11 protein-coding genes are annotated in these 12504 nt (G+C 44.8%); 8 read left to right on the top strand and 3 right to left on the bottom strand.

The genetic code is table 11. From position 1 onward, the window contains the following. The coding region (locus ABIO93_RS14815; protein WP_348068943.1) for an ATP-binding cassette domain-containing protein at positions 1-776 on the top strand (776 nt) is incomplete at its 5' end. A 136-nt stretch (positions 777-912) separates the two neighbouring features. Further along, positions 913-2508, top strand: coding sequence for a DUF4394 domain-containing protein (locus ABIO93_RS14810; RefSeq protein WP_348068941.1), 1596 nt, complete (start codon positions 913-915; stop codon positions 2506-2508). 432 nt (positions 2509-2940) lie between these two features. Here ABIO93_RS14810 and hemA read toward each other — a convergent pair whose 3' ends face one another. Beyond that, positions 2941-4200, bottom strand: coding sequence for a glutamyl-tRNA reductase (hemA, locus tag ABIO93_RS14805; protein ID WP_348068939.1), 1260 nt, complete (start codon positions 4198-4200; stop codon positions 2941-2943). 274 nt (positions 4201-4474) lie between these two features. Between hemA and ABIO93_RS14800 the strand changes: the two genes are divergently transcribed. Next, entirely contained in the window at positions 4475-5752 is a 1278-nt protein-coding gene (locus ABIO93_RS14800) for a HAMP domain-containing sensor histidine kinase (RefSeq protein WP_348068937.1), read from the top strand. Positions 5753-5806: 54 nt separating this feature from the next. Here the strand turns inward: ABIO93_RS14800 and ABIO93_RS14795 are convergent, their stop codons facing one another. Continuing rightward, positions 5807-6379, bottom strand: coding sequence for a hypothetical protein (locus ABIO93_RS14795; protein ID WP_348068935.1), 573 nt, complete (start codon positions 6377-6379; stop codon positions 5807-5809). A 49-nt stretch (positions 6380-6428) separates the two neighbouring features. Between ABIO93_RS14795 and ABIO93_RS14790 the strand changes: the two genes are divergently transcribed. The 5 genes from ABIO93_RS14790 (at position 6429) to ABIO93_RS14770 (ending at position 11983) form a co-directional block, all read left to right on the top strand. Continuing rightward, positions 6429-7484: an acyl transferase gene (locus ABIO93_RS14790; RefSeq protein ID WP_348068953.1), complete on the top strand. Its 1056-nt coding sequence runs from the start codon at positions 6429-6431 to the stop codon at positions 7482-7484. A 236-nt stretch (positions 7485-7720) separates the two neighbouring features. Then, a complete protein-coding gene (locus tag ABIO93_RS14785) occupies positions 7721-8320 on the top strand; it encodes a gluconate 2-dehydrogenase subunit 3 family protein (RefSeq protein WP_348068933.1) in 600 nt (199 codons plus the stop codon). A 74-nt stretch (positions 8321-8394) separates the two neighbouring features. Continuing rightward, entirely contained in the window at positions 8395-10113 is a 1719-nt protein-coding gene (locus ABIO93_RS14780) for a GMC family oxidoreductase (RefSeq protein ID WP_348068931.1), read from the top strand. Positions 10114-10396: 283 nt separating this feature from the next. Then, a complete protein-coding gene (locus ABIO93_RS14775) occupies positions 10397-11545 on the top strand; it encodes a DUF5009 domain-containing protein (protein WP_348068951.1) in 1149 nt (382 codons plus the stop codon). A 48-nt stretch (positions 11546-11593) separates the two neighbouring features. Next, a complete protein-coding gene (locus ABIO93_RS14770; RefSeq protein WP_348068929.1) occupies positions 11594-11983 on the top strand; it encodes a VOC family protein in 390 nt (129 codons plus the stop codon). 16 nt (positions 11984-11999) lie between these two features. On the opposite strand, the gene ABIO93_RS14765 is transcribed toward ABIO93_RS14770, so the two are convergent. Continuing rightward, positions 12000-12482 carry a hypothetical protein gene (locus ABIO93_RS14765; RefSeq protein ID WP_348068927.1) on the bottom strand — a complete coding sequence of 161 codons (483 nt, stop codon included), beginning with the start codon at positions 12480-12482 and terminating at the stop codon, positions 12000-12002. Positions 12483-12504 lie beyond the last annotated feature (22 nt).

Raw genomic sequence — 12504 nt, 5'->3', positions numbered from 1 at the left:
AAACAGTTCCTCCCAGCCTGAAAGGCGATTATCAGCTGAGCAACGTTTCCTTCGCTTATCCCAACGGAACCAAAGCGTTATTTAACATTGACGTCGCTATCAAATCCGGCCAGACAACCGCGCTGGTGGGTCTATCAGGTGCAGGGAAAAGCACATTGATCAATCTCCTGATCGGTTTTTATGCGCCCGATTCTGGAACACTTACATTGGATGGCCTGCCATTGAAAGATTATGACCTGCCCTCTCTGCGTAATTCCATTGGAATGGTCCTTCAAAAAAATCACATTTTTAAAGGCTCTATCGCGGAAAATATTCGTTACGGTCAAATGGATGCCACACAGGACGAACTGGAAGCCGCGGCGAAACAAGCGTATCTCCATGAGCAAATTATGGAGCTGCCAGCCAAATATGAGACTGATGCACAAATGCTCTCGGGAGGCCAGCAGCAACGTATAGCCATTGCCCGGCTCTTCCTGAAAAACCCACCGATTATTTTTCTTGACGAACCTACCGCCAGTTTGGACGCGATCGCGACGGAGCAGATCAAGAACAGTCTGGACGCAATCAAAAAGGACCGTACCGTAGTCATCATCTCCCATAGCCTGTCTCAGATCCTTGATGCTGATGAAATATATGTTATGAAGAAAGGGCACATCACCGAACACGGGACTCATATCGAACTTTATGAAAAGAATGGTGTATACCGCGAAATTTTCGACGCATCTGCAAGAAGCCTAAATCTGGATAAAATGATCGAGCTCATTGGTAAAGAATAGTTCGCAGCGATAGCATTAAAATAAAATTAAAATCGATCTTTCTGGGATTAAAATTTAATTAATAGCCATCAATCCAAAACCGGGGCCTGAGCGTAAGTGAGATGTCAATCCGATGTCACACTTAAATCCAACGGTTATGAAGATTTCTAAGGTTTTCCGGCTCAGCCTTAAAGCTCCCTTATTTATTATTGGTTTAGCCATTCTTAATCAGGCTTGTACAGAACAAAGCCTTGTAGATGAGCAGCAGCAGCCTCAGCCAGTTTCATTGAGAACCCAGGCTGATCAGGTTTTTTACGCATTAGCAAACAACAACACGATTTATGAATTAAGTGTACAAAATCCCGGCACTCCAATCCGCACTCTTAAAATTCAAGCTGGACTGGAAGATCCAAACGAAACATTATTGGCCATCGATTTTCGGCCGGCTACCGGACAGCTTTATGCGGTCGGTAATAAAAACCACATTTACACCATCAACCTGCGTGCCGACATGAATCCTGGTCGCGCAATGGCAATAAGCCCGGTACCATTCAATCCGGGCATTTCGGGCCCGGAGGTAGTAGGTTTTGACTTCAATCCTACCGTGGACCGTATACGGCTGGTATCCAACACAGCACAGAATCTGAGAATTCATCCGGAAACCAATGCCGTGGTGGCCATAGATGGTTATCTGAAAGGTTACAACGACGTGAAAGTAGCCGCAGCAGCCTACACGAATAACTTTGCAGGCGCTACTACTACTCAGCTTTATGACATTGACCCAGACGTGGACAAATTGTTTCTTCAAATGCCCCCCAATGATGGTGTTTTGAAGGAAGTGGGGCCTTTGGGTATGGATATCAGCGACATTGGTGGCTTTGACATCGCCTCTGGCTCTAATTTCGCCATTGCATCTGTTCTTCATAATGGTGTGTGGCAACTGGTAGAAGTCAATCTTTCCAACGGTTCTCTTACCAAAATAGGAAATCTTCCTTCCGGTAAAATTATCGGCATTGCGATGCCTACGAGCCCGGTGGCCTATGCTGTCGACGGTTCCAACAAACTGCTCATTTTTAACCCGATGAATGCAGGTACTCGTGTCGAAAAAGCCATAACCGGCCTACCAATGGCTGTTACTATTGAAGGAATTGATATTCGCCCAGCCGATGGCAGACTTCATGCCCTTGGTTCTGATGGTAAACTTTATACGATTGACCTTGCAAGTGGTGCCGCAAGGTTTCTGACTGAACTGCACGACATCGGTGATCCTAACTTCAAAATATCGGGAACCCGCTTTGGTGTGGACTTCAACCCGGTTGCTGACAGGTTACGTATCGTTACCAATACCGGTCAGAATTTGAGGATCAACGTTAGTAATGGTTTGACCACTATTGATGGTATGCTAAATATCATTCCCGGACCCGGAATGCCGTTTATTACAGGTGCAGCATATACGAACAGCTTCATAGGAAGTACAGCAACTGTACTTTACGACCTTGATAGCGAATCCAATACGCTTTACAAGCAAAATCCACCCAACAGCGGAGGTCTGGAAAAAATAGGTTCGCTTGGTATAGATATCGACGCTGCAAATGGTTTCGACATTGGAAACAAAACAGGAACAGCCTATGCGCTATTGACCGTTGGCGGCAATACCGGCCTATACACCATTAACCTCACAACGGGAGCAGCGACCAAGGTATCTGATTTTGCAGGTTCTGTGAAAGGCTTTGCGCTGGGTTCAGGGTTATAAAATTGTTCGAAAGAGTTTCTTTTTTGAAAAAATATCTCAAAGCACTCTATTCGAATTGTTCAATAAAAATCACTTTTCGATTCGATTTTTATTGAATTAATGCAAATGAAAGACTAATGACTGGAAGCCAGGGTAAAAAATATCTTTGCTCCTGGCATCCAAATCGATCCGGGAATCGTATGTGTAAATAGAGTGCTTGTGCGCTTGTGTATATGACCGTTCTGTCGAGATTTAGAATTTAAAAATATAACTGAGGTGAATGGTCTAGCTAAATGATCAAGCCAAAGTAAAGATTACAATTAATTATTGTGGAGGGTAAGGTAATACATAGAGAGGATGGCAAAAGCCATCCTCTCTTTTTTATGGGATCTTAAAAAATAAAAAACTCTCCGGAAGAATCCAGAGAGTCGGTTTTACTAATTTAGTTATATGTTAATGATCTGCTTTTTCCTTTTCCAGGTTGAACAAATCATTGAGTACGTCGATTAATGTTTCTGCTTCACCCCTTTTACAAGCAGCCTTCAATTGAAGTACCGGCAGTTTAAGGATCTTTTGCATCATGCTGGTGGTAATTCTCTCAACCTTTTCAAGTTCTGAGTCTGACAAGTTTTTGGTAAAGCGGGTAAGCTCTTCCTTTCTGATCTGCTCCAGCGCGCCTTTGAGTTTTTGAATGGTAGGAGAAACGATCATTTCACGCGACCAGTCATTAAATTCTAATACCGCTTCATCAATAATCTCTCTCACATGCGGAACGGCATCCAGGCGGCGGTGCAAAGCCTCATCCGCTTTGGAACGGATAGAATCAATGGTGTAAAGTACTACGCCCGGTATTTCTTCTACTTCCGGCGACACACTGCGCGGAACCGAAAGATCAATAAAATATTTGAAGGACATTCCGCGCAACCTGACCATCATTTCTTTTGTAAAAAACGGCTCGTCACGGGCAATGGATGAAACAATGATATCGGCTTTTGAAATTTCAGCTTCAATGTCAAAAAAATCAGCCACTCTGAAACCTAGTTCAGTACCCAGTTTTTCTGCTTTGCTTTTGGTGCGGTTGATGAGCGTAACCTCTACGTCGCGCTTTTGAGCCAGGTTCCGGCACACATCCGTTCCTATTTCTCCTAATCCTACTATCAGCACTTTTGGGTTTGGCGTAAGGCCTTCCAGCAATTCAACAGCGGCGTATGAAACTGATGCAGCCCCGTCGCGGAAGAAAGTCTCCTGGGCAACACGTTTGTTGGCGAAGAATATGGTATGCAGCAAACGGTGTAGAAACGGCCCTGCCATATTCAGATCGGCTGACCATTGATAAGCATGCTTGATCTGGTTAGGGATCTGCATGTCACCTACAACCTGAGATTGTAAGCCGGTCGCCACCTGAAACAGATGCTGAACAGCTGCTTCACCTTCTGAAAATTTCTCGAAATAGTTGATAAAGGATTCTGTGTCAGAAATTCCTTTTTCGATTAAAAGCAGCTTGATTATATCTTCATTCCAATCGGATGCGGAGGAATAGTAGATTTCCGTGCGGTTGCAGGTAGATACAGCAAGAACATCGGAAACATCGAAGAAATCCTTAAGACGAAGCATGATGCCCTTTGCTTCCGCCTCATTCAATGCAAGTTGTTCCCTGATAGCTAGAGGAGCATTCCGATGTGATAAACTTATAGATTTAAACTGATTATACATCACTACGTCTGATTCGATTCGACAAAAATACGGCACAAAACCTCAATAGAAAAGTGAAAGAAAGCTCCGGCATCTATTTAGAAATTATATAAATAATAGCAATTTGGCACCAGGACCCTGTATGCCTATTTTTAGTAAAAAATGTTCTTTTCCAATTTACTGAACGGCATAACCGCCGGAAGTTATGCTCCTGTCAAATCCACTAAGCACAATTATTTTACGTTATTTGTAGTACATAACGTAAACTCCGGGCAGAGGGTTGCCTGGTCACTACATGATTAGCGACACTTCCAAGCAAAAACCACGTTTTCGTCTGCATCCCACGGCCATTCTGAACAGTCAGCGGTTACGCCGTTCGCTGATGGATACCTACGATCAGAAGAGCTTTTATAAATACATAATCGGCGTAATACTGATGCTATTGAGCATTGGGTCGCTCTTTTACACTAATGAACTGGTGGAGGAACTCGAACAGCGGGAAGAACGGGAGGTACAACTTTACGCGGAAGGGTTGCGATATGTATTCAACAGCCCGTTTGACGAAAACTTCAATGTGGTTTATCAGGTCATCCAGGACGCCGTTAACTTTTACCAAATCCCTGCGATTTATGTCAATGAAAACAATCTGGCGAACCAAACTATTAACATTGAATTTCCCGCAAAAATAAATCCTCAGGAGAGAGAGCGGATTATTCAGGAAAAACTGGCGGCGATGAAACTCGAACATCCTGCCATTCCGGTAGAGCTTGGCAAAGGCAGAACGGGCTATATTTATTACAGTAACTCCTTTTTGCTGACCCAGCTGCGGTACTACCCATTTTTACAGCTTTCAGTCATGCTTTTGATCGGTTACCTCGCCTATCTCGCTTTCAGTTCTGCCCGGAAAGCAGAGCAAAACAGGGTATGGGTGGGATTAGCGAAGGAAACGGCCCACCAGCTGGGAACTCCATTGTCATCATTAATGGCATGGGTTGAATATTTCCGCAGTGACCCGACCATTGACCCTTCTATCGCGGAAGAAATTGAAAAAGACGTCATCAGGCTTGAAATGATCACAACCCGTTTCTCCAACATTGGCTCTATACCTACATTAAAGGAGGAACCCATTGCCGAAATCATCACGAATTTTATACGTTACCTGGAAAGAAGGGTATCGTCCAAAGTCAAATTTACGGTGTACAACGAACTTGCGGACGAACAGACGGCTTTACTGAATAAAAACCTGTTTGAATGGGTGATTGAAAATATTTGTAAGAATGCAGTGGATGCTATGGGCGGTATTGGTGAGATCAATGTCACATTGCAGGCACCTCCGCAAACCAAAGAAATGTGGATTGACATTTCAGACACCGGAAAAGGGATGACGAAGGCGAATATGAACAAGATTTTCAATCCGGGGTTCAGTACCAAGAAAAGAGGCTGGGGATTGGGCCTGACGCTCGCCAAACGGATCATCGAAAATTATCACTCCGGAAAACTCTTCGTCAAAAGTTCGGAAGTAGGCAAAGGCACCATTTTCAGGATCGTGCTGAATGCTTCGATCATTGAATAAAAAATGCCCGGAGCTGTAAAAGCAGTCCGGGCATTTCCATTAAACTCTTGCTATTTATTCATAAACCGGAACCGTAACTGCGTCTATCACAGGTATCTCTATCTGATTACTAATATGAAATGCCCGGTCTATAATCCGAACTTTGAACCTCAATTTCGAAAGTACCGCAGAGGTAAGATAACGGTAATTAACCACCAGATCCAGTTTCCCTTTGATAGGGCCTGGTTTACCGTCAGGTTTTAAGATTGGGAAAAACTTGAATGTATCACCTGGCAGCACAGTCTCGGACCAGGAGCTATCCTTGTTCATGCGCATGGTTACCAGTTCGTAATTGGCTGGCAAGCCCCATCCCGGCACTTTTTCATACCGTTTCACAAACGAGTTGTTGGTAGTATCTTTCGAATTAAGGTCTTCTGCCGACGCACCAAGGTCTCCATCCCCATCTTCAAAATCAACGGTAATAGTTACGTATTCTGTTTTTTGAACCTTACCCGAAACCGTATCCGTTTCCGTGTACTGATCAATTCCGTTATAATATATTTTCGGTGTATCGTCAAAATCAGGGATATCAACACAACCGGCTGACGCAACTGCCAAGATCAGGAACAAGGAAACTTTCAGCTTCATATCACTTCAATTTTTAACTTTGCACTTAATTTATACGAAAGTAACAGTATTGGAACTTCAAAACAACAAATCGATTGCTGAAATCCGGGCCGCTCTCAGGAACCGGATTATTGATTTTGAACCGGCAGATTTCGAGGATCTTGCATTAAAGATTTTCAGATACCAGGCTGAATACAATCCTGTTTATAATCAATATATCCGTCACCTTAACATGGATCCGCGGCGAATAAAAGGCCTTACGAAGATCCCTTTTTTGCCGATACAATTTTTCAAAAATCACACAATACGGACTGGTGAACCTGCTGCTGCCTCAGCGGTTTTTCAAAGCAGCGGTACCACGGGACAAAATACCAGCCACCACCACCTCTTCGACGCCGCGCTCTACAAGGCAGTTTCGCACCGTATTTTTCAGCAGAATTATAGTGACCTGAACCGCTTCCACATACTCGCTCTCCTACCCTCGTATCTTGAACGAAACAACTCTTCACTGGTGTATATGATGCAACATTTTATTGATGAAAGCGGCTCAGAATTCTCTGGTTTCTACCTGAATAACATCGATGAGATGCTCCAAAGGCTGAAATATTTGTCCAAAAACCCCGATGGCAGAAAGGTGCTTTTGCTGGGCGTGACATTTGCGCTGCTGGATCTGGCAGAAAGCAGCTACGACCTGTCGTTTTTGAAAGATATGCGACAACTCACTGTGATGGATACAGGCGGGATGAAGGGACGCCGGCAAGAGCTGCTTCGCGAAGAAGTGCACGACATTCTGACGAGTAACTTTTCGGTACAGCACATCCACTCTGAGTACGGGATGACGGAGCTTCTTTCACAAGGTTACTCCCATGGCTCCGGCCTGTTCGCTCCGGGCTACACGATGCGCATTCTGCTGCGGGACATCAACGACCCTTTTTCAGTTTTTGACCACAATATCAACAGAACCAAAACCGGCGGTATTAATGTGATCGATCTGGCTAACCTGGATAGCTGCTCATTTATAGAAACACAGGACCTGGGCCGGTACGGTGAGAAAGCAGGTACCTTCTATGTCATGGGCCGTTTTGATAATTCTGATATCCGCGGTTGCAATTTAATGGTGCTGTAAGTCGTTTTTCCAAACAATCGACGCCGCTGGTGCAGGGTAATATATCACAATATTAATGCTAATTTAATTTGATATAGCCTGCTGAAAACGAAGCAAATACCTCGCATTCTATTTATATAGAATTATTCTAACAAACCGAAAACAGAGAATATTTCATAAATTAGCCTGGTTGTTTAAAATTGCATTTATCAAATGTATTATTACACTTTGGATTGTTAACCTATATAGTATAACCAATGAAAAGACGTGATGCCCTTGGTCGTGTGGCACTTTTAATGGGTGGCACACTCTCGGCCCCTACCATGCTGGCTTTTTTGGAAGGCTGTAAATCAGCAACCGAAACTTCCTCAGCACTGACTTTTCCTTTTTCCGCAGACCGCAAGGCACTGGTTTCGGAGGTTGCGGAGATCATTATTCCAAAAACGGATACTCCGGGAGCAAAAGATGCAAAGGTGGGCGAGTTTATTGAGAAAATGCTGAAAGACTGCTACGAAGCGAAGGATCAGGAAGGTTTCAACAAAGGACTGGAGGAACTGGAGAAAAAGGATTTTCTTAAAGCAACGCCGCAACAACAAACCGCTATTCTGAAAGAACTGGAAAAGACTGCCGCTACCGAACTGGTCAGCGCGGATAAGGAGAAGAAAAAATATACAGAAGCAGGAAAAGAGTATACAGACGCAAGTGTGCCGTTTTTCCGGTTGGTAAAAGAATTGACTCTCCTGGGCTATTTCACATCAGAACCCGGCGCTACGCTGGCACTCGAATATGTGCCGGTACCAGGCCGTTACGATGGCTGTATTGATTACAAACCTGGCCAAAAAGCCTGGGCCATGTAATAAGCAGCGGAAAGCTGGAATTGTTTTAATGGCTGTTCAAATGGCCGAGTCTTTCAAATCGAAAAATATTCATCATGAATTTAAACATAAAAGCAGCGAAACAAACCACGTATGACGCAATCGTGGTTGGATCGGGGATTAGTGGTGGCTGGGCGGCCAAAGAACTTACTGAAAAAGGCTTAAAAGTGGTCATGCTCGAAAGAGGACGTGACATTAAACACATTACCGACTATAAAACTTCCACCCTGGCCCCCTGGGAATTTGAACACAGAGGAAGGGTAACGACGATCGCCAAAGAACAATATTGGGCTGGTATGCGTACAGGCTATACCGCCAATGAGGAGCATCGCTACCTGTTCGAAAACGACAAGGAAAACTCGTACGACGAGACCCGTAAGTTTGACTGGATACGGGCATACCACGTGGGTGGCCGCTCGCTTTTGTGGGGACGCCAGAGCTATCGCCTCAACCCGGTAGACTTCGAAGCCAATGCAAAGGACGGTATCGCAGTAGACTGGCCTATCCGTTATGCAGATATCGCGCCTTGGTACGATTACGTTGAAAAATTTGCAGGTATCAGCGGCGCCAAGGATGGCCTGGATGTACTTCCTGACGGAAACTACCTGCCACCCATGCAGATGAACTGCGTTGAAAAGCAGTTTAAAGGTGATATTGAGAAAAAATTTGCGGGCCGCCACATTATTATGGGACGTGCAGCCCATTTGACGCAACCGCAGGCATTCCATACAGAGCTTGGTCGCGCTGCATGCCAGTTCCGTAACATGTGTATGCGCGGCTGCCCGTACGGAGCTTATTTCAGCACGCAATCGGCTACGCTTCCGGCAGCGCAAAGAACAGGTAACCTTACATTGGTGCCCGATTCGATTGTTTCGGAAGTGATATATGATGATAAAGCTGGCAAAGTGACAGGTGTACGGGTGATCAACCAAAATACACTTGAAACGAAAGAATACTACGCGAAGATCATCTTCATGAATGCTTCCGCGATTGCATCAGCTTCTATATTAATGAATTCCAAGTCGAAACGCTTCCCGAATGGGCTGGGTAACGAAAGCGACCAGTTGGGACGTAACATTATGGACCACCATTTGGCAGTAGGTGCGAGAGGTGATGTAGATGGTTTTGAAGATAAATATTACTTTGGCCGTCGTGCGAATGGTATTTACATTCCTCGTTACCGGAACTGGGGCGACGACAAACGTGATTACATCCGAGGTTTCGGGTATCAGGGCGGTGCAAGCCGTGAAAGCTGGGGACGTGGCGTAGGAACGGAAGGCTTCGGTGCTGACTTCAAGAAGAGCCTTTCAGAGCCAGGGGGATGGAATATGAACATTCAGGGCTTTGGCGAGATGATTGCCGACGAGAAGAACAGGTTTACGTTACACCCAACCAAAAAGGACAAATGGGGTCTTCCAATTGTTGTTTTTGATGCAGCCTATGGTGAGAATGAAAGAAAAATGCGTATCGATATGATGAACGACGCAGCTGAAATGCTGGAAGCAGCAGGTCTGAAAAACGTTTCACCATACATCGACGACTCTAAACATCCCGGGATCGGTATACACGAAATGGGAACGGCACGTATGGGTAATGATCCAAAAACATCTGTTTTGAATAAGCACAACCAGGTTTGGGGCGCTGAAAACGTGTATGTTACTGACGGAGCATTTATGACTTCCGCATCATGCGTGAACCCTTCCCTAACCTATATGGCGATGACTGCCCGCGCTGCGGATCATGCGGTGAAGGAATTGAAGAAAATGAATGTATAGTTAAAATGGTCTTCGATAGTCATTTGTTGTAGGGATTAGTCATTGATAGTCAGGCGTTGTCAATGTTGAAGGTCTTACTACATTACATGACAATAAATGACGAGACCTGACTATTAGTGACTGTAATGGATAATGAAAACCTCGCTGGGTAAATCCGGCGGGGTTTTTTCTTTATCTGGATGTAACCCCGATTTGCCATTCTTAAACCTTGGCAGATACGCTCCATAACTAATCCGTTAAAATATTGAAAGACTTTATCGCCCCCCCGCAGCGCGTTTCTTCCGTGGATGCTTACCGTGGATTCGTGATGTTCCTCATGATGGCCGAAGTGCTCCGCTTTGGGCAAGTCGCCGAGTCATTTCCGCAAAGCGCGTTCTGGGCTTTTCTCGATTTTCATCAAAGCCACGTGTCATGGGTTGGATGCTCGCTGCATGATATGATCCAGCCTTCCTTTTCCTTCCTGGTGGGTGTCGCATTGCCTTATTCGATGGCCAGCCGCGCCAGCAAGCAGCAAAGTACTTCGGTCATGTGGATGCATACCATTCGCCGGTCGCTGGTACTGGTCCTACTGGGGGTTTTTCTGAGATCCATGCACGCTTCACAGACCAATTTCACTTTTGAAGACACCTTATCGCAGATTGGTTTAGGCTATCCGATACTATTCGCGCTGGGCTTTGCTACCGAACGCATTCAATGGAGCTCATTCATCCTGATACTGTTTTTATACGGACTAGCTTTTGCCCTATATCCCACTCCCGGCCCTTATTTCGATTGGTCGGAAACCGGCATCACGGCTGATTGGGAACATAATCTGAAAGGTTTCGCAGCACACTGGAATAAAAATACGAATCTAGCCTGGGCATTCGACCGCTGGTTTTTGAACCTGTTCCCGCGCGAAAAACCGTTTCATTTCAATGGTGGAGGTTATAGCACGTTGAGTTTCATTCCTACACTCGGGACCATGATCCTGGGTCTTATTGCCGGAAAGTGGCTCAAATCCGCAATATCTTCTTCGTGGGTGATCAAAAGATTTGTCATTACCGGTGTAACCCTACTGGTACTGGCTGTCATACTGAATCTTGGAGGGATCAATCCGATTGTTAAGAGGATCTGGACACCTGCTTGGACATTGTTCAGCGGAGGTTGGTGCTTTCTCTTACTAGCTGCATTTTATTTCATAGCCGATGTAAAAGACAAGAAGTCACTCTTCTTTCCCTTAGTAGTCATCGGTACCAATTCTATTGCTGCCTACATCATCGCACATACGATCGACAGCTTCATCGATCAGTCCTTCAGGATCAATATAAGCCCTAACTATGATATGCTTTTGGGCGAGGGATACAAGTCACTGATCAGCGGGGGCATTATCCTTCTGGTGGAGTGGTGGATCCTTTACTGGATGTATAAGAAAAAGATATTTATCAAGATTTGAGGTCAGTGGGCTATATTTGGAAGCTATTTTTACTTAAAATATAATCCAATGCAATTTCTACAGTCCATACATCATATCGCGATCATTTGTTCTGATTACGAAAAATCAAAGCATTTTTACACTAAAATCCTGGGTTTTAAAATCGATCGGGAAGTGCTGCGATCGGAAAGGGAATCCTATAAGCTGGACTTGTCGCTGAACGGGCAATACTGCATTGAACTGTTCTCATTTCCGAATCCGCCCAAGCGTCCTTCCCGCCCCGAATCCTGCGGGTTGAGGCACATTGCATTTCAGGTGGCGAATGTGCAAGAATGCATTACTGCTCTGAACGAGAAGGATGTCTTTCCCGAACCCATCAGGACAGACGAATTCACAGGTAAAAAATTTACCTTCTTTTCAGATCCTGATGACCTGCCAATAGAACTTTATGAAATTTAAAAGAGGAGTTTGCTGGTCAGGCTGCAGCATGGAGGCTGATAGTACGCTTGTTGCCACGTTCCAACTTGCATAGTGACTCATAAAATTCGGAGATCCGGACCAGGTGTTCGTCCAGTACCATTCTGGTCTCCGAGTCTTTTTCCAGATGAACACGGAGCTTTTGGTAAAGTTGTAAAGTAGCCTCCTCGATTTTTTTCAGACACCCCGCTACTTGTTCCTTATCATCTGCATTTCGCAAACTCTGTAATGATACCTTGTTCGCAATCTGATTTGTTTCTCCTAATTCCCTGTCGGTGAGGAAGCATTTGAAATAGTCATAAATAGACTTAATCTCCTTTTGAAACAACACAGCACTGACGTGTCCCTGGCTTAGTAGCCGTCGGAACGGTCCCATGCTATCCTTTCTCAATGCTTCCAGATAAAGAAGTTCCCTGTTTTTCTGCTCGTTCCATAATGCTCCGATCATTTGAACGATTTCATTTCCTCTCACATCTTCCATATACCTGAAATTAAAGTTCGGT

The sequence above is a fragment of the Dyadobacter sp. genome (assembly GCF_039919315.1).
GTDB lineage: Bacteria > Bacteroidota > Bacteroidia > Cytophagales > Spirosomataceae > Dyadobacter.
Note: the sequence above shows the minus strand (reverse complement) of the source record. Positions and strands in the feature narration are given on the sequence as shown.